This is a genomic window from Leptospira vanthielii serovar Holland str. Waz Holland = ATCC 700522, assembly GCF_000332455.1.
Taxonomy (GTDB): Bacteria; Spirochaetota; Leptospiria; order Leptospirales; family Leptospiraceae; genus Leptospira_A; species Leptospira_A vanthielii.
In genome coordinates, this window is sequence record NZ_AOGY02000056.1 from 1 (window position 1) to 17,426 (window position 17,426).

The window sequence follows — 17,426 nt, forward strand, 5'->3', positions numbered from 1 at the left end:
ACGCCACGTATAAAAGAGCTTTTTCGAATGAGATATTAACAGTCTGATTCATAATTTTCCATCATATACAAGATTTGTATATTTGTCAAATTGTTTATTTCTGGGATTTTCTTACAAAACGCCGCACGGATGCGGCGACTCTTCCCCGCAATGTTCGCATAACAGCAGGATAAGCGCAACGCGATGATCCGCGGTACTATTTTACAGCTTCTTACATTCTCTTTGCGTAGCCGGCATATAAACGTAGTTCGCTTATAATCTATAACTCGCAGTTCATGCCAAATTTTCTGAATGAAAAATGAAAATCAGTATTTTAATTTTGGCTAAAGCTGATTTTTCTTTTGTTAAAGAAAATGAATGATTAGTAAACTTTAATTTTTAAGGAATCCATTATGAGAAAATTAATTATGTGGAATGTGATCACTCTCGACGGATATTTTGAGGGTGAGAAAAGTTGGGACTTGAGTTTTCACGCACATGTTTGGGGTAAAGAGTTGGAAGAATTTAGCCTGACTCAGCTGAAATCAGCCGATATGCTTGTGTTTGGTGCGTCAACGTATAAAGGTATGGCGGATTATTGGACAAAGGCAGAAGCAGAGGAAGGCGAAGTCGCCAAGTTCATGAATAAAATTCCGAAAGTCGTCTGTTCCTCTACACTCAAAACTGCTGACTGGAACCATACAGCCATTGTCAAAGACGCAGTAGCTGAAATTTCTAAATTGAAACAACAAGGCAATGGAAATATCTTTGTGTTCGGTAGTAGTAATCTTTCTCAATCTTTTATGAAAGCAGGGTTGTTTGATGAGTTTCGCTTATGCATTGCACCTGTTTTTTTAGGGAATGGCAGACTTTTATTCCACCAGGGAATCCCTCATCAAAAACTCAAACTACTGGAAGCTCTTCCCTTAGTTACAGGTGGAACAGTTCTACGGTATACGCCGGTGAAAGATTAATGAAAATCGTAATCGAATTGTGAACAAAATAGTTTTTGAATGATGCGAAATCATAGTTTACCGAAGCGACCTATGTCTAACAAACTTCGGTAAACCAATTTCATTTTTTCTACGAAACTAAAACTTCCATATCGACGTTAGATTTTGTTTTTTTCTCTTTTCGTTTTTTATCTCTTTCTGCTGTGACTTGTTCATAGTAGGATTCGTAATATGGGAAGTTAGTTCCCATCAAACGATCCCAAACATTGAAGTAAAGGGAGTAGTTCCCTTGGAATTTCTGATGGTGGAGATTGTGGTGTGTAGAGGTGTTGATCCATTTGGTAATGGAATGTGAGGCCCAACCTTTGGGAAAAAATTCATATCCCAAATGCCACCAAATATTCAAAACCATTGCATAGAAGGTATGAAAGATCAACACATAGAAATGAATGGGAACAAACATCACAAAGGGAACAATGTAGATAGCCTCTAAAAATGCTTCCGTTGCTTGGAATCTATAGGCAGCGAGTGGAGATGGGTTCACTGATTGGTGGTGTTCGGAATGGACATGAGGATATACTTTTTTTAAGTGAGCAAACCTGTGCATCCAATAGAACCACGTTTCGTGCCAAACTGTTATTAGCGCAAAGCTTAACAAAATGTATCCAACCCCAGACCAACCAGAAACAGGTCCAAAATAAACAGCACTCGGAACAATTTTTGCTTTCATCAAAGTGATGTTAGTGACTGCAACCATGGTAAAGACGATCAGTGTCACAGCAGATTGGCGAAATTCCTTCCAAACTTTTTCAGCTTTAGGATAAACTTTTTGAATGCGATAGGTTTCGAAAAAGTCCTTTCGCCAAACATAGAATAAAAGAAATGCTAACCCCGCAATCGGGTAATAACGTAGGAAATTTAAAATTCCTTGTGCAAAACCAATTTTGGTAACACAATCGAATACTAATTCACACTGAACTGGTCCACCAAACATACAACTCTCCTAAAGACACCTTACGAATGAGTTCATTCTAACAAAAATCAAAAACCAAATCGACCGGATCGGTAAAGCCGGAATAAAAAAAGATTCCGAACGGGTCGATTCGGATTAGTTTTTCAGAGACTTCCTGAATTCACTAGGACTTGTACCCACCTCTCGTTTGAAGGCGTCATAAAATGTGGATTTGGAAGGGAAACCAACATCATAAGCAATGGTAAGGATGTTTCTTTCTGGATGTAGTGAAAACAGTTCTTTGGCCTCTTGGATGCGGTAGTGATTGACCAAATGAAAAAAATTTTTCTTTTGGTGGAGGTTCAAATATTCAGAGAGTTGGTGTTCGGAAAGATTCATCTCAATCGCCAACTTTTCTAAATTGATACTTTCGTCTCGGTAGATCCTTTCTTCTACCATGAGGTGTCTCAGTTGGTTTTGTAGAGTTTCTAGATTGAATCCACCTAATTGAGAAGTTTGGTATTTTTTTTCTTCAATGACAATCCTTTGGACTTCTCCCCATAATTCCGGGCTTTTTTGTCGCAATAGATAGACACCAATGAGGAGTAAGGCGATGAAAGTAGAGACAATCTCCAGGCCATGTCTTTGGTGAAAAAATAAAGTATAAATTCCAATCAAACTAGAAAAGGCACCAATGCCGACTACAATTCCCACCAAACGAAGGTGAGCTGATTTTTTGAATCTTTCCAGGCGAATGTATTTAACCATGTTAGTAAAGACGTAAAAAGCCGCATAAAATATGGGTGAAACAGCTATGAGAATTGTGATTTGAAAAATCAGAGGAACACCTTCTTTCAAATAACGTGTGTGAAGAGCAATTTTTTCTTCTGCTGACGAAAAATAAAAGGGGATGAGTAGGAGGGTCACAACCACTGCAGGAGCTAGTTCCCAATAAGAAAAATTGTTTTTATTGGGACTTTCATCCCAAAGTTCTGAAAAATAACGCCTAAGTAGGGAACCAATACAAGCAGTAAAGGGCAAATGGATAAGATACAGATGAGGGAAAAAATGATAAAGGCCAGTGGATGTGAGAAAGGTATGAGCCTGGAACATGGAGGCAAAGAGAAATAATAATCCTTGTACTTGGGTCTGGCCTGTTGTATTTTTTCTAAGGAACTCTCCCCAAGCGAAGAGGAGAGAAAGTCCGGCAGAAAAGGCAATCAAATGACTTGTGAGATTCCACATTCTTGTTCATCTTTTATTCAATCGATTGGATTGTAAAATAAAATCACTTGCCTCGAGTTCGTTCTGAATTAGAATTACGTTTGAAACGTGGATACCATTCATCGACAATCCTCCTTTCTGTGGGAAGGTAGCACCTTAGAAATCCACCTCCCAGCAGTTCTCACTGCCTTGGAAACAGGCAAAGATTGGGCTGCGTTCATTGAAATCCTAAAAAAAAATCCACCTCGATCCGTCATGGTTCATGCAGGCAATTTGCAAGAATCAGATACTTCTGGAATCTCCTTTATCAAACTCGTTCGTTTGGAATGCGAAGGTCGGCAGATTCAATTCATATTACATGGATTAGGTGATCAGTTTAAGTACAGATTAAGTATTTCGGAAGATGATAGTAAGAAGAATAAAGAAATTCTCACAAACTCACTTCGCAGATCGGAAAAAATTGGGAAACTAACCATCGACTCGTTGTTAGAGTTTAAATATTTAATCACTTTTACCGGGGAACTTACTGTTTCCTTTTGGCGTTCTTTTTTACATCCCTCCAAAATTCGTTGGAAAGACACCTTCCGTGTTGCGGAATCTATGGGTGTCAATGCCTTCCCCATCATTGCAATGATTGGGTTTTTACTCGGCCTTATCATGTCTTTCCAATCGGCAATTCCAATGCGAAGGTTTGGTGCAGAAATTTTTGTCGCAAACCTTGTGGGTTTGTCTTTGTTTCGAGAGCTTGGTCCTTTGATGACTGCTTTTATTTTGTCGGGAAGGTCAGGCTCTGCATTTGCAGCAGAACTAGGAACGATGAAAGTTTCAGAAGAAATTGATGCACTGACGACTATGGGTCTTCCTCCCGTTCAATTTCTCATTATTCCTCGTTTGGTGGCGTCACTGATTATGACACCACTTCTTACGATTGTTTTCAATCTGTTTGGTCTGATTGGTGGGGCGGTTGTGTTAATTAGTTTTGGATTCCCTCTTGTCACTTTTATCAATCAAGTGAATCTTGCTGTGGGTCTTTCCGATATCTTGGGTGGACTTTTAAAATCTTATTTTTTTGGAATGATCATTGCATCCATTGGCTGTTACCGAGGTTTAAAAACGGCTTCAGGAGCGGGAGCCGTAGGAGAATCCACCACTTCGGCAGTGGTTGGCTCTATCATACTTGTGTCCATCTTAGATGGAATTTTTTCCGTCTTATATTTTTACCTACGAATATGAAAGAAAGTCCAATCATTCGAGTAGAACATCTAACCACTGGATATGGCCATACTGTGATTATGGAAGATATCTCTTTTGAAGTAAACCGAGGGGAAATTTTTGGAATTCTCGGAGGTTCTGGTTGTGGTAAGTCTACAGTATTAAAAAATATGATTGGTTTAACCTCACCATTTAGTGGCCGTATATGGATTGATGAAGATGATATTGTTTTAGCTGAAGGAAAGAAAAAAATCGGGATATGGAATCGAATTGGAGTGATGTACCAACAGAGTGCACTTTTTGGTTCCATGACATTACTGGAAAACATTCGATTGCCTTTGGAAGAGTTTACTAAACTACCACTTGCGATCATGAACGAAATTGCCATGACCAAATTAAAAATGGTTGGCCTTTTCCCGTTTGCCCATCTTTATCCTGCGGAACTTTCTGGCGGTATGAAAAAACGTGCAGCCATTGCGCGTGCGATGGCTATGGATCCTGAAATTTTATTTTTAGATGAACCAAGTGCCGGCCTTGACCCCATTACCAGTGTTGAGTTAGATTATCTGATCATTCGTTTGTCGAGAACTCTAGGAGTAACTTTTGTAATTGTTACCCATGAGTTACCATCTGTGTTTACTATGGCAGATCGTGTGATTGTATTAGATAAATCCAAAAAAGGGATTATTGCCGAAGGCAAACCAAAAGATTTGAAAGAAAAATCGAAAGATCCATTTGTGAAACAATTCTTTAATCGTATTCCACAGGAGAGTTCCCCGTTATGAACCAATCAAGTAAAATCTATTTTAAAGTTGGGGTCTTCGTCCTTGTTAGCTTTTTTACACTCATTTTGTTTTTGATTGTGTTTACCGCAGGTAATATCTTTCAAAGATCAGTTAGTTTAGAAACCTATTTCGACGAATCGGTGCAAGGTTTGGACATTGGTTCGCCAGTCAAACACCGTGGTGTAAAAGTTGGTACGGTCCAAGAAATTACCTTCGTTCAAAATGAATATTCTGAGAACCTAAATCACGACACTGAACTTCGGTATGGTCGATATGTTTTGATTAAAATGTCTGTCCCTGACTTTGTGAAAGGAGTATATGGCGACGATTTAAAGAAAACTGTACAACGAATGATTCAAAGTGGTCTTCGTGTTCGACTCGCCTCACAAGGATTAACTGGAACGGCTTATTTAGAGGTGGATTATTTAAATCCTGAAAAAAACCCACCTTTGTCCATCGAGTGGGAGCCAAAAACAATTTATATTCCGTCCGCACCAAGTACTATCTCTAGGTTTACTGCCTCTGTGGATAAGTTTTTTGATAAAGTCGAAAAGGCAGATGTGGATAAAATTCTTTTGGGTGTTGGTGAACTTATTCGAAATCTCAATCAAACAATCCAAGAAGCCAAACTTGGAGACCTAGCACGCGAGTCAACGGGGTTACTCGTGGATTTACGAAAGACTAATGCAGAAGTAAAAGCCCTCATTGCAAGTCCTGAGACACAAGGGTTGCCAAAAAAATTAGATATTTCAGTGACCCAATTGCAAACAACACTAAGGCGATTGGACACATTACTTGCTTCGAACCAAGGTGATATTTCTACATCGATTGAAAATTTGCGAATCGCTTCAGAAGATTTAAAAGAAGTCACTGCAAATGCTAAAAAATATCCGTCTCAGTTTCTCTTCGGCGAAGCACCAAACAAGTCTAAACTCTGGAAATAATACAATGAAAGCCTTGATCCGTTTTATACTTTTTACTGGACTACTTTTTTTCCTTAGCCAATGTTTTGGTGTTAGTAAAACCTTTCCTGAAAAAAGGTTTTATTTAATAGAAACAGGCGAAACCAAACAATTGTTCCCCGCTGCAAAACCAAGAACTTTCATTGTTCGAAAGGTTTTTATTTCCCAAAGATTTGAGGGGAAAGAGTTTGTATATCGAAAAGAAAATGCTGTATACGAATCTGATTTTTATAATGGGTTTTTCATTCCTCCTTCTCATAACTTTAAGGAAGAGTTAGTTCGTTCTCTTTTGAAGTCAGGTAACTTTGAGTGGGATGCAAGTATGCATACAAGAGTCAACATAACTCATTTTGTTGAATTGAATCTCACACAGATGTATGGTGATTTCCGAACCAAAGAACCAAAAGCAGTCATTGAGTTTGAAGTTGTGGTGTATGAAGACAAAGATTCTGTATCTACTCCTGTTTTTAGAAAGACATACAAACAAATTCAATCGATCGAGAAAAAAGAACCGGAAGCTTTAGTTCTTGGTTGGAACCTTGGCCTTACCAACGCATTCAATGAATTGAACACTGATCTAAGTAATAAATTGAAATAATTCTAAGGATAAAGATAATATTATAAAATAACGGTCTCGTTGATATGTCTTCTTTTGAAATTTCAATCGAGGTGCACCGCTAGAAACGAGGTTGCTTTTCAAAAAAGACTAGTATAGATAGTAAGGACTTAAGGACAACCTATGAGACTTATTGAAACCATTGCCCCCATTTATATCCTACTCATGTTGGCTGAGGTTATCTATACTCGGTTTAAGAAACAGGATTATTATTTTTACGAAGATTCTTTGGCAGACTTGAGTTTGGGAGTCCTCAGTCGTATTTTTGATGGTGTCATTCTTTTGGGATTAGTTTTTGTTTACAACGAGTTGTACCAAATCTCTTGGGGTGTTCAGTTTCTTTCCAAAGTTTTTTTATCTCCCAGTTCCCCTGTGCATTGGATTGTTTTATTTGTTCTACTTGATTTTTTATTCTACTGGGCACACCGCTACAGTCATGAAATCAAAGTTTTGTGGGCCTCTCATGTAGTGCACCATTCCAGCGAAGAGTTTAATTTATCGGTAGCTCTCAGGCAATCCTTTGTTCGTAACATTGGGATTGGACTTTTTTATTTGCCTTTAGCTCTTGTTGGATTTCCAGTAGAATCTTATTTGATCATTGATGCACTGAATCGTACTTACCAATTTTGGGTTCACACTCGCGCTATTCATAAACTTCCTACTTGGTTTGAATATGTGTTTGTCACTCCTTCTCATCATAGAGTTCATCACGCCATGAATCCAGAATACATAGATAGAAATTATGGCGGAGTGTTTATTTTTTGGGATCGAATTTTTGGAACTTTTTGTGAAGAAACCAAAGAGCCTAGATATGGACTTGTATCCCAACTACATACTTATGATCCTGTGACTGCGGAATTACATGTGTTTCGAGACTTGTTTTCTGATCTAATCCATACAAAAAATAAATGGCAGGGACTTGTTTCCTTCTTCTCTTATCCATCGGTAAGACCAGATGATCTTCAGTCTGCGGTTGATCGTGGGGTAAGAGATCCTAAAGTTTGGTTGAGTCATCACAGAGGGGAGATTGCTTTTAAAGCATTGGAACCACAATACAGGCGTAAGACAGGCAATATCATCTACCGGTCCTTTTTATTGTTTTCTTTTTTGGTTCCGACAACATTCACTTTATATTTTCTGAAACGAATGCATTTGTTTTCCTTGGGTGAAATTTGTTCTGTATTTGTTCTTTTGGTACTTTCGTTTGTTTCCTTGGGGAGACTTTTAGAGGGAAACAAAGATTGGCTACGATTTGAGGTTCCTAAATATATTTCTTGGCTTGTGCTTTTGGTCTATTTTTTCTTATAGTAGGAAAGATGAAATATTTACACACAATGATTCGGGTTATGGATTTAGATCGGGCGCTCCATTTTTTTGTGGAGATCCTTGGTTTAAAAGTAACTAGAAGGAACGAACATCCAGAAGGTAAATTCACTTTGGTTTTTTTATCTACTGGTGAGACAGATGCACCAGAGATCGAACTGACTTACAATTGGGGACAAACAGAGCCTTATACATCGGGAAGGAATTTTGGACATCTAGCTTACGAAGTAGATAACATTTACGAAACTTGTACGCAGATTCAAAAGATGGGTGTTGTCATCAATCGTCCTCCTCGCGACGGCCGTATGGCATTTGTTAGGTCTCCAGACTTAATTTCCATTGAACTTCTCCAGAAGGGCAAATCTTTACCTTTGATGGAACCTTGGCTTTCTATGCCGAACTCTGGTGAGTGGTAGGATTGGCTAAAAAACCAAAAATTGCTATCATTGGAGCTGGGGCTTCTGGATGTTTTGTAGCCCTGCAAATTCAAGAGCAATTACAGGGGTTATGTGAGATTCAGATCTTTGAAAAGTCAAAAGAACCTCTTTCTAAACTTCGAATCTCTGGTGGTGGGCGATGTAATGTCACTCATAATCTTTTTGATCCAGAACTTCTTTCCGAGAGATATCCCCGAGGAAATAAAGAGTTACGTTGGGCGTTTGAAAGTTTTGGGCCAAAAGATACAATCGAATGGTTTCAAAAAAGAGGGGTAAAGCTCAAAGCCGAAGCCGATGGAAGGATGTTCCCTGCAACAGACAGTTCTGATACCATCATCCAATGTTTTTTAAATGAATTAAAAATAAAACATATACCAATCCACTTTGAACAGGGGTTAGTTGGTATCTATTCAAATCAAACTTCAGACCAGATCAAAGGTTTCAGAGTTTTATGGGAGGGAGGAGTGGAAGAACATTTTGATATTGTTGTTCTTGCGACTGGATCGAACAGAAAAATTTGGAGTATCTTAGAAAAGCTGGGACATAAAATCGTTACACCTGTTCCCTCACTCTTTACATTGACTCTAGAAAATACAGATCTTATGGAACTGACAGGCCTTGTGGTTCCGTACTGTGAAATCAAAGTGTTGCCCAAAGGAAAACCGCAGAAAGGACCAATGCTTATCACACATTGGGGGCTCAGTGGGCCTTGTGCGCTTCGTTTGTCTGCTTGGGAGGCACGCACTTTATTTGAAGCCGATTACAAAGTGGATCTATCTGTTAACTGGGTGTTTGGAAAATCAACACAAAGTATAGAAGATGATTATTTATCCAAAAAAGAGAGAACACCAGCAGATAAATTGGCTCCCGATCCAGAATGGAAATTACCTTCTCGGTTTTGGGAATGGATTTTAAAAGAATCCAAAATTCAAGCTAACAAACGTTATTCCGATATTTCAAAGTCGGAAATCCGGGTTTTAAGTTTATCTTTAACACAAACCAAACTCCGAATGGTGGCCAAAGGAGTGTTTAAAGAAGAGTTTGTGACAGCGGGAGGAATTTCTAGAAAAGACATCCAGTTCCAAACCATGGAAAGTAAACTTTGCCCCGGACTTTTTTTTACAGGTGAGATTATTGATGTGGATGGAATTACTGGAGGTTTTAATTTTCAGAATGCCTGGACTACAGCAACCATCGCAGCCCAAGGCATTCGCAAAACAATTGTTATTTGACTTTGTGGATTTGAATGAAGTCCACAGTTTGTGCCACAGATCCTGGTGCACCAGACAAAATTACAACTGTATCTCCCGATTTTAATTTTCCTTCTGACTTTAGAGTTTTACTCATAAAGGCAATCATATCGGGAAATTTATCCATCATCGGCATCACGTAGGCTTCGACTCCCCAATACAATTGCATCTTTCTTGCTGTACCAAGGAAAGGTGTGAAAGAATAGATCGGTTTTAGGGGACGAAACTCTGAAGAGAGAAGGGAGGAGTATCCAGACCTAGTGAAGTTAATAATGGCTTTTGCGTTGATAGATCGGGAGATGGATTCTGCCGCACTACCAAGAGCTGTTCGTTCTACTTCAAATTCGGAACGATCCATATATCTCAGGTGAGACAAATAAATTTCAGATTCTTCTGCTGCTTGGATGATACTTGTCATGGTTCTCACCGTTTCCACCGGATATTTTCCAGAAGCCGTCTCTCCAGATAACATCACTGCATCGGTTCCGTCCATTACCGCATTGGCAACATCACTTGCTTCTGCACGTGTGGGACGAGGGTTGTCAATCATAGTCTCTAACATTTGTGTTGCGGTGATTACAGGTTTTCCTCTTTGATTGAGTTTTGTAATCATTTCTTTTTGAATGATGGGAACATATTGTGTATCCAACTCCACACCCAAATCACCGCGAGCAATCATAATTCCATCACAATTGTCGATGATCTCTTCAATATTTTGAATCGCTTCTGGTCTTTCGATTTTTGCAATAAGGCCTGCGTAACTATCTTTCATAAACTGGCGTGCCATCTCTAAATCGCTAGCTCGTCTAACAAATGATAATGCGATATAATCTACACCTAATGACAATGCAAATTGTAAATCTTCGATGTCTTTTTCCGAAAGGGCAGGTGCTGAAATTGGAGTTCCTGGAAGGTTGATTCCTTTGTTGTCTTTTAAGATGCCGCCAATGACGGTTTCTAAAACTGCTTTTTCTTTAGTTTTTGATTTTACAACAAAGGAGAGTTTGCCGTCGTCAATCAGGAGTTTGTGACCTACATCGATATCGTTTAATATGTATGGGTAGGTGCAACCGATCTCATCTGCTGTGCCGAGGAAATCAGGTTTATTATTGATAGTGATTTTGTCTCCCGTTTTTAGTTCAAAGGGTCCCGTTCCTAATTTTCCTGTTCTAATTTTAGGGCCTTGTAAGTCAGCAAGGATTCCAATGGACTTGCCGGATTCTTGTTCACACTCCCGTAACAACTCAAAAATCTCTTTATGGTATTCATGAGTAGAATGAGAAAAATTCATCCGGGCCAAATCCATTCCCGAATAGATAAGACTTAAGATAGTTTCACGGTTAGCAGAGGCGGGACCAATGGTACAGATAATTTTTGTGCGTTTGTTGGGGATTTTTTCATCTACCGGCATAGACCCTATTCTTAGCTTTTTTGTTTTTTCCTGCAAGTAAATTGTACGGTTTGAATTGACTTGTGTCATTTTTCACAAAAATATCATTTTAATGGCATCTAATGCACTCGCTCTCATCTACCATTCTTCCTACAATCTCGAATTACCGGGACATGTATTCCCAGCTCATAAGTATTCTCACCTTTACAATCGTGTCAAAAGAGATCCTGTGTATGCATCCTGGGACATTTTACTACCTAAAAAAGCAGAAGAAGCAGACTTAGAACTCGTTCACACAAAAGAATACTTAGACGATTTGTTTAGTTATGAACATACGTCGCGAACCATGTATTCTGAACTTCCACTTAATCGAAGTATTGTGGAAAGTTTTATGTATGGAGTTGGTGGTACTATTATGGCAGCAGAACTTTCTAAAAAGTTTCAATTTGCCTTTAATATGGGCGGTGGATACCACCATAGTTTCCCAGATAAAGCAGAAGGTTTTTGTTATTTAAATGATGTAGCAATCGCTATACGGAAACAGAAAGAGGATAACCCCAATATAAATGCACTTATCATTGACTTGGATTTGCATCAAGGTAATGGAAATTCGTATGTTTTCCAATATGATGACAAAGTTTTCACATTTTCGATGCACCAAGGAAATCTTTATCCAAAGAAAGAAGTATCTAACTTAGATGTGAATTTGGAACCTAATACAAAAGATGATGAGTATCTAACTACATTAGAAACTTCACTGAATCAAATTCGGAAAGATTTTGACTCCAATATAATTTATTATGTTGCAGGAGCTGACCCTTATGAAGATGATTCTCTTGGAGAATTAAAAATTTCCATGAAAGGTCTGAAAGAACGTGATTCGATGGTTCGTAAGTTTGCTGAGTCGCTCAACGTCCCTTGTGTTGTGACTCTTGCTGGCGGTTATGCACGCGACTTTCGCGACACAGTAGAAATTCATTTTAATACAATTACTGCATTTGGTGAAAAGTAATGGGAGTTTTTTCCTCTACAGACAAAAAGAAAAACCAGTCCGATTGGTTGGATTTGGATGATTTGTCTTTAGTAGATGTATCTAAAGAACTAAATACTTCATTAAATATGGAACCGAAGTTATTCAACCGGTTCACTCATTATGAAGTAGAACAGATGTTAGTTAGCGCTGGTCTTATCAAAGCAGTTGAAAAACGTGGGTTTCATAACTCGATCATTGAGTTAGAAATTCTTAATGATTATGACAATCGCATTTACATAAAGTCAGAAAATAAAAAAATCCTAGTTCATACTCGTCTTAAAGTATCTCAATTTCAGTTGAAGGGTGATGATGAACAGTTTCCTATGATTTATATCGATTGGCTTCTCACTCAGAATATTAATTTTGAACCTGGGGATATCAAAAAGGAATTGTACTTTGGACAAGAATATCCGGGGTTAAATGTTCTGAATGAATTCACCGATTTTATACGTGATCTTTCCAAAAAACTTGGCACCTCTGGCGCTTTTAATGTTCCCGAATACTTTCATGACGCAGTTTTATTTTCTCGTAAATTTCGTTTCATAGATCCTGAAAAAGAGGGAACCTTTCGCGCCCTTGTGAAAAATTTCCGTGGGACCAATCTTCGGAATTTGTCCTCTCAGATCCATCAGAACCGAGTTCGTTACGAGAACGGGGAACCTTATGAGTGGAAGTATGGAGAGATGATTTCCTGCACGGATATCTATTTGGAGAAAAAAGTATTTCATGAGGCTTACTTTAAGAAAGTAGAGGAAGTGAAAGGAAAACTAAAATTCACATTGGTCTCAAAGTAAGGCCTTTCGAAGCCGATAACTATAGTAGATGTCCGAATATTCTTTTAAACCCGAGATTCTAATCATAGACGATGATACAGAAATCTGTGAAACCTTAGAACTTATTATTAATGGATTAGGTTATTTTGTAAGGTATTTTACTAACCCATTGCAAGGTTTGGAATACTTCGAAGGGGAACGTAATCCGATCGTTTTTTTGGATGTCAATATGCCACAAACTTCGGGTCTGGATCTGTTGCAGAAGATCAAAGCATACGATTCCAAAACCCAAGTTTTAATGATGACGGGGGAACATGATATTCAGACTGTTGTCTCCTCACTTTACCATCGGGCCTCTGACTTTATTTTAAAACCCTTTCATACAAAATCCATTGAAGCCGCTATTTCACGCGCATTTGAATATTATAATTTTTTAAAAGATAAAGAGTCAATGGATGAGTCGATCAAACGTGACCTCAGGTTAGCCGCCAAGATTCAAACGAAAACAATGAATCTGCCTCAGCTTACTCACAAGATATATGCTGATATCAAACCAGTGAGTTTTGTATCAGGTGATTTTTTCCAAGTATTACCTTTGGATGAAGATAGGACTTTGATTTTGATGGGTGATATTGAAGGTCACGGAGTTACATCGGGATTGATCGCAATTCTTATGACTACGATTCATAGGGAATTAGTGCGGACAACAACGATAGCACCTTCCAATTTACTTTCTCGTTTGAACCGAGAACTTTGTAACGAAATTGGAACTCATAGTATGACAGCCATTAGTATCGTTATTGACCATGCTAAGAAAAAAATTACTTACGCAAGGGGTGGTCATCCGTTTCCCATTGTATTTCAAAAAGAGTCTCGTGCTCCTTTGATTTTACATGACCAATCGGGTCAAATTTTAGGGATTCTTAAAGATATGGAATTTGCAGAAAATGAAATCCAGGTAGAAGAAGGAGACATTCTCTTTTTGTATTCGGATGGATTACTTGCCTCTAGCACACATCCCTTGGTCCAAACTTTAATCCAACTTCCTGGTGGGGGCAGTCGAGTAGAAGGTATGAAAACAGAGATAACAAACTATATCCAATATTTAGAAACATCCTCTAAAGCTTCGGATGACATATCTTATTTGCTTCTAGAGATTTAATGTATTCCACGTTGGTTTTTGTAGCCTCGGTCAAAAATTGACCGAGCACTTCTTTGGATCTAAAATTTCCGGTTTCAAACCCCTGTTTCCATTCCCTTCGATGTAAGTTCATTTTTCGAATGATTTCTTTTTTTGTAGGAAAATCACAAAGCCTGTTTGTGATCATTTCTCCTTTATAAAATAGAAAATCCCCTTTAGCGAAGAATTTTTTATCTTCTTTAGATAAACTATCGATGTGTGGTTTGTTTTCTATAACATAACTTTGAATTGTTGATTTTGTAACTTCCCAAAGAATTTCTTTGTCGGGATTTACTTTGTTTAAAGTGATCGCTGAAAAAATCACAATGACTGTTCCAAATAAAAAGGGTGGAATCCATTCGAGAGAAGTCTCTCGGGACTGGATCCAGAATTGGTGGGCCAAAAATGTGATGGGTAACCAATAGAATCCCATGAGGTCCCAGTCTGCAGGGAAACCTAACTGGGGATTATGAAAGAATCCATGAAGACAAAAAGCAAAACCAGCTACAAAAATTGTTTTTGTTTCTGGTCTTATGGCAAAAGCCTTCCATTCTTTTTTGAAAAAGAAAAATTGATAGAATAAAAACAAAGTGGCAATTGCTGCATTCCAATACAAAACTGCGAGGATTTCCTTTATATGATTGAGTGAGACCAATCGGTTTTTGGGATAAAAGGGCGGGTGGATTAAGTGGGTGCTATTTCTATCAATCGTCGGGTCATGATAGAATAAGAAATAAAGAAACCAAGGGATAAGAATGCCAAAACCTATAAGTGCAGAAACGATCAGATGTTTGAGTTTTTTTTCTTTTGGCGAATGAATATACCATAAATAACCCAATAGAATGACTAAGTATCCGGAAACCAAATGGAATAACATAGAGATTGCTACAAGGGCAGTCGCTCCATATAACAATAGATCATTGTCCTTTGGGTTTTGCACAAATTTAGATACGAAAATATACAAAAGAAGGTGGGATACAGTGACGAGTGTATAATTTTCGGCATAACCAAAGGTAAGTAAAATTCCACCTGACGAAAGTAAGATGAGAATAGAGGCTGTGTTCGATTTGCGATTTTTTCCCGCAGTCCACAGAAATCCAAATAACATCCCTATTCCTGCCAGTTGGGATAAAAAAGAATAAGAAATTCTTGGGTCATCCGGAAAACCAAACCCAGAGAGTAAGTTGGAAACCTGGCTATGAAGGAGCGTTTCCAAAATTTCATCCAAAGTAAATTGGAAACCAAAAAGTTTTGTTTCTAAAAGATTGGTTTCCAAAAGGAGGAGGCCATCTCCCCAGTCTATATTCCGGATGGGTAATGATACCAAACCTACAAAAAAAAGAGAGGCTAGTATCCAATTAGGTGGAACGTAGGTTCCCCATTTCACCACTAAGCGGTTGTTAACTTTTTTCCCGTAAAGAACTACGGATTGGAGTAGGATAAAAAAGATAGAAATAGATATATAAACATTTTTTTCTCCAGGAAGGAACCAAGGTTTTGTGGAAAAAAATTGGAAACTCAAAAGGAGGAGGTAAGGTAGATATAAAAAGGCTGTTTTCATAAGGATTCTTTTAGATAATACTCTTTTGGGATTTCTTTTGCAGCGATAAAAGGAAAATGCCCTTTACGGATATTAAAAAACACAAGTTCTGGAAGGCTATAAAATAGAGATTCCGTTCCTTTGGAAAATCGGCTTCCTTTGTCAAAGGGAGCACTAAGAATTCCCATTCCCGTATACCCTATACCATAGATTGTATTAGCTAGACCCAAAATGGGACGGTTCCAAACTGTTTCTTCGGTAAAAAACAAAAAGGGATGATCAATTGGGTTGGGTTTATAAATTTTCGAAGTGGGCACAAAACTTTCTTTAAAATGTTTTTCCGTAAAGTTCGTTATTTTTTTTCTCTTTAGATTTCGGTAAGATGGATAAAGTTTTTTTTGTATGGTGCCAGAATTGGATTCCAGTTTTAATGCTGCTACTGAAGGTATAAAATTGAGACTAATCACAGTGTTTGACAGAGGATCCCAAAAAGTTTCGTTTCCAATCCGACCTTCTGGAAACATTTCATTCATATAACGAAAAAGTTCTGTTGTGCAATTTTTATGTGTTAGGTGGTATGAATAGAGGTTTTGGATTCCTTTTGTATAGGATTCATAGTTTCTTTGTTTGGTTTGGTTTTCTGTTTCGTCTGAAATTGCCAAGTTTTGGGAATTTTCTTTATATGGATTATAACCCACCCAATTGAATTCAATCCCCTCTGGCGCCACTCCTTGTTCCAAAAAACTTTGGTAACGAACTAAGAAAGATTCCCAATTAAAAAACTGGATGGGGTCATATCCCGAAGCGAAGATTTTTTTTTGAGAAGTAAATAGCTGATCGTACTCTTTTTGTTTCGTGGTCTTGACAGACTCAGGTAACTGGATGACGGGAAGGTATTGGAAACCATCCAAGTTTTTTTTAGGAAAAACAATTGTCTCTAAAACAATCGATTTTTGTATATAGACAATTCGTAATAATAATGTCATCTCTTCCCAATCATTACATTCGGATTCGAATATACAGAAACGTAAGTCATGCACCAATCCATTCAGATAACTTTTCCATACCTTTATCTCTGTTTCACTTAAGTGGAATTCCGATCCATTCAGTTGTAAAAAAGCGGGTTCATAAAGCAGGACCGGATCTAAAAGATAGTGACGAATAAAACTTTTTTTCTCTGCATTTGTGAGCAGATCTCTTTTGGTTTGGATGGAATGGATGAGGCGGTAAGGAGAGTCCGTATTCGGTAAGGAGATATTTGTTTTTGTTGATTGAATTTTCTTGGTTGCCTCCGCCCAGTTTATACTAGACCTTTTTAGAATTTCTTTTTCCTTTTTGGAAAAGGAAAACAATTTTGGAATTGAAGAATGGGGATCAGGAATATTTGTAAAATATCCAAATCCAGAGATGGGTAAAAAAAACTTATTTCCATCGGAGTTGAGTTCTGAGACCTCCCATTCCTGTTCTAATTTTTTTTGGTTTTGGATATGGGTTTCCTGAACTAAGTAAAGTTCATTCCACTTTTGGCGTAACGTATGTTTTGCGTTCTCAGAAATTTCCCACTCGTAAAATTCGATATTACGATTTTGAACTACCCCGTATTGGAACCGAAAGTCTACCCATGGTTCCCGGACAATATGAAATATTTTGTCTTCGAAGGAGTATTGCAGATGGTAAACCCGGTCGCCAAACCGCAGTGCAGAGTGTCCGCCACTAGACTGACCCGAATTCGAATCTATGTATAAAAAACCGTAAGGATTTGAGTTCGACTGCGAATGTAGAGGAAAAAGTAAAAAAAGATAGGTAAGTAAAAAAAA

At 38.1% G+C, this 17,426-nt stretch carries 16 protein-coding genes; 11 read left to right on the forward strand and 5 right to left on the reverse strand.

Annotated features, from left to right (window positions below; genetic code table 11):
- Positions 1 to 392 precede the first annotated feature (392 nt).
- A complete protein-coding gene (locus LEP1GSC199_RS12830; RefSeq protein ID WP_002984056.1) occupies positions 393 to 953 on the forward strand; it encodes a dihydrofolate reductase family protein in 561 nt (186 codons plus the stop codon).
- A gap of 109 nt (positions 954 to 1,062) precedes the next feature.
- On the opposite strand, the gene LEP1GSC199_RS12835 is transcribed toward LEP1GSC199_RS12830, so the two are convergent.
- Positions 1,063 to 1,926 carry a sterol desaturase family protein gene (locus LEP1GSC199_RS12835; protein ID WP_002984323.1) on the reverse strand — a complete coding sequence of 288 codons (864 nt, stop codon included), beginning with the start codon at positions 1,924 to 1,926 and terminating at the stop codon, positions 1,063 to 1,065.
- 114 nt (positions 1,927 to 2,040) lie between these two features.
- Positions 2,041 to 3,129 carry a helix-turn-helix domain-containing protein gene (locus tag LEP1GSC199_RS12840; protein ID WP_002984343.1) on the reverse strand — a complete coding sequence of 363 codons (1,089 nt, stop codon included), beginning with the start codon at positions 3,127 to 3,129 and terminating at the stop codon, positions 2,041 to 2,043.
- An 87-nt stretch (positions 3,130 to 3,216) separates the two neighbouring features.
- Here LEP1GSC199_RS12840 and LEP1GSC199_RS12845 point away from each other — a divergent pair, with 87 nt between their 5' ends.
- The 7 genes from LEP1GSC199_RS12845 (at position 3,217) to LEP1GSC199_RS12875 (ending at position 9,675) form a co-directional block, all read left to right on the forward strand.
- A complete protein-coding gene (locus tag LEP1GSC199_RS12845) occupies positions 3,217 to 4,341 on the forward strand; it encodes an MlaE family ABC transporter permease (RefSeq protein ID WP_002984278.1) in 1,125 nt (374 codons plus the stop codon).
- Positions 4,338 to 5,105 (forward strand): ABC transporter ATP-binding protein, encoded by a 768-nt coding sequence (locus tag LEP1GSC199_RS12850; protein ID WP_002984142.1) that lies wholly within the window; start codon positions 4,338 to 4,340, stop codon positions 5,103 to 5,105. The genes LEP1GSC199_RS12845 and LEP1GSC199_RS12850 overlap by 4 nt, the downstream gene beginning before the upstream one ends.
- Positions 5,102 to 6,049: an MlaD family protein gene (locus LEP1GSC199_RS12855; protein ID WP_002984250.1), complete on the forward strand. Its 948-nt coding sequence runs from the start codon at positions 5,102 to 5,104 to the stop codon at positions 6,047 to 6,049. Before LEP1GSC199_RS12850 ends, LEP1GSC199_RS12855 begins: the two co-directional genes overlap by 4 nt.
- A gap of 4 nt (positions 6,050 to 6,053) precedes the next feature.
- Entirely contained in the window at positions 6,054 to 6,665 is a 612-nt protein-coding gene (locus tag LEP1GSC199_RS12860; RefSeq protein WP_002984260.1) for an ABC-type transport auxiliary lipoprotein, LBF_0736 family, read from the forward strand.
- Between the two features lie 141 nt (positions 6,666 to 6,806).
- A complete protein-coding gene (locus LEP1GSC199_RS12865) occupies positions 6,807 to 7,991 on the forward strand; it encodes a sterol desaturase family protein (RefSeq protein ID WP_002984356.1) in 1,185 nt (394 codons plus the stop codon).
- Positions 7,992 to 7,999: 8 nt separating this feature from the next.
- On the forward strand, positions 8,000 to 8,422 hold the full coding sequence (locus LEP1GSC199_RS12870; protein WP_039926799.1) for a VOC family protein: 423 nt from the start codon (positions 8,000 to 8,002) through the stop codon (positions 8,420 to 8,422).
- 2 nt (positions 8,423 to 8,424) lie between these two features.
- Positions 8,425 to 9,675 carry a BaiN/RdsA family NAD(P)/FAD-dependent oxidoreductase gene (locus tag LEP1GSC199_RS12875; protein WP_002984358.1) on the forward strand — a complete coding sequence of 417 codons (1,251 nt, stop codon included), beginning with the start codon at positions 8,425 to 8,427 and terminating at the stop codon, positions 9,673 to 9,675.
- On the opposite strand, the gene pyk is transcribed toward LEP1GSC199_RS12875, so the two are convergent.
- Positions 9,668 to 11,104: a pyruvate kinase gene (pyk, locus tag LEP1GSC199_RS12880; protein WP_002984296.1), complete on the reverse strand. Its 1,437-nt coding sequence runs from the start codon at positions 11,102 to 11,104 to the stop codon at positions 9,668 to 9,670. The two genes, LEP1GSC199_RS12875 and pyk, sit on opposite strands and share 8 nt — an antisense overlap.
- A gap of 91 nt (positions 11,105 to 11,195) precedes the next feature.
- Between pyk and LEP1GSC199_RS12885 the strand changes: the two genes are divergently transcribed.
- From LEP1GSC199_RS12885 to LEP1GSC199_RS12895, 3 genes are read left to right on the forward strand one after another with little or no spacing between them, the layout of a single operon-like run.
- Positions 11,196 to 12,095, forward strand: a complete 900-nt coding sequence (locus tag LEP1GSC199_RS12885; RefSeq protein WP_002984302.1) for a histone deacetylase family protein — start codon at positions 11,196 to 11,198, stop codon at positions 12,093 to 12,095.
- Positions 12,095 to 12,910, forward strand: a complete 816-nt coding sequence (locus tag LEP1GSC199_RS12890) for a hypothetical protein (protein WP_002984058.1) — start codon at positions 12,095 to 12,097, stop codon at positions 12,908 to 12,910. The genes LEP1GSC199_RS12885 and LEP1GSC199_RS12890 overlap by 1 nt, the downstream gene beginning before the upstream one ends.
- A 28-nt stretch (positions 12,911 to 12,938) precedes the next feature.
- Entirely contained in the window at positions 12,939 to 14,051 is a 1,113-nt protein-coding gene (locus LEP1GSC199_RS12895; protein WP_039926801.1) for a SpoIIE family protein phosphatase, read from the forward strand.
- Here the strand turns inward: LEP1GSC199_RS12895 and LEP1GSC199_RS12900 are convergent.
- Positions 14,008 to 15,630 (reverse strand): hypothetical protein, encoded by a 1,623-nt coding sequence (locus LEP1GSC199_RS12900; RefSeq protein WP_002984042.1) that lies wholly within the window; start codon positions 15,628 to 15,630, stop codon positions 14,008 to 14,010. The two genes, LEP1GSC199_RS12895 and LEP1GSC199_RS12900, sit on opposite strands and share 44 nt — an antisense overlap.
- Positions 15,627 to 16,961: a hypothetical protein gene (locus LEP1GSC199_RS12905; RefSeq protein WP_002984234.1), complete on the reverse strand. Its 1,335-nt coding sequence runs from the start codon at positions 16,959 to 16,961 to the stop codon at positions 15,627 to 15,629. Before LEP1GSC199_RS12905 ends, LEP1GSC199_RS12900 begins: the two co-directional genes overlap by 4 nt.
- Positions 16,962 to 17,426: the final 465 nt, after the last annotated feature.